Here is a 649-nt window from a genome sequence, read left to right on the forward strand (position 1 = left end):
AGCTTGTATCGTGTCAGACACGTTACGATACTTCACCGCACCCACACCAAAATCAGAAGACAAACCCATACTGGGAAAATACTTCTCCCACGCTCCAGTAATAGTCATGGAATGTTCCTCAAGCCGTATCGCAACTTGTGAAGATTCCAGTGGCAAGACAAGCATGTCCTCAGCAACACGATACTCTCGACCCTCAGCTTCGCATAAAGCAATAAAACGAGACAGCATTGGAAAATCCTTAGTTTTCGTCTTTCCGGTCAGCGCCGTGACCTATCGCCGCGATAATAACGAATAACTCAATCATTAACGTACCCGCAAAGAACCACTCATACTCCGAACTAACATCACCCATATCAGAAAGATTTTGAATCAAACACAAATCAGCATCAAACGCTAATACCCCCACAATAAGAATGACCACAGCCGCAATCATTCCCCAAACCGATACACGCCCGAAGAGCAAAGCGATAAGCGAAACAGGAACAACTGCTACTCCCACAAAGCTTGCAAGTTTCGCCGACTCAATCCAACCAAAATAATCCTTCTTATCCAAAAAGAAAATAAGCAAGAAAGCAAACAAAGAAACAGCCGCAACAATAGGCGCCATAATCAAAGTTGACTCCTGCACCCAACCACCGAACAGAATACC

At 44.7% G+C, this 649-nt stretch carries 2 protein-coding genes; both read right to left on the reverse strand.

Annotation, left to right across the window (positions count from 1 at the left end; all coding sequences use genetic code 11):
* The coding region (locus ACFQY8_RS00140; RefSeq protein ID WP_377937454.1) for a hypothetical protein at window positions 1-228 on the reverse strand (228 nt) is incomplete at its 3' end.
* 10 nt (window positions 229-238) lie between these two features.
* A partial coding sequence (locus ACFQY8_RS00145) for a hypothetical protein (protein ID WP_377937456.1) occupies window positions 239-649 on the reverse strand: 411 nt, incomplete at its 5' end.

Source organism: Alloscardovia venturai (genome assembly GCF_042676605.1).
GTDB classification, from domain to species: Bacteria; Actinomycetota; Actinomycetes; order Actinomycetales; family Bifidobacteriaceae; genus Alloscardovia; species Alloscardovia venturai.